The 282-nt window shown below is 64.5% G+C and carries 1 protein-coding gene; it reads right to left on the bottom strand.

The genetic code is table 11. The features are described 5' to 3' along the window. On the bottom strand, window positions 1-282 hold a 282-nt coding region (locus tag E2C05_RS33980; protein WP_158292521.1), incomplete at both ends, for a hypothetical protein.

Raw genomic sequence — 282 nt, forward strand, 5'->3', positions numbered from 1 at the left:
TACCGTGCTGCACCAGCGGGTTTTTGTAGCGCACGCCGGGGCCCTTGTAGAGCGAGACGCCAATAGTGCCGAACTGCATTTTCGGCACCCCGGGGTCGCGCCCCTCTACCAGGTGGTCGTACAGCAGCACGCCCGGCAACATCCCGCCCATGGTGACGATGAGGGCCCGGGTGATGGCCTCATTATGGTCCAGGTGCTGGCGCTGGTAGCGGTGAACCTGCTGGGCGACCTCAGACAACGCCAGCGCCTCCACCTGGTCCGGGATCAGCAGGAAATCCAGCT

The organism is Paracraurococcus ruber (assembly GCF_004353985.1).
Classification (GTDB): Bacteria; Pseudomonadota; Alphaproteobacteria; order Acetobacterales; family Acetobacteraceae; genus Paracraurococcus; species Paracraurococcus ruber.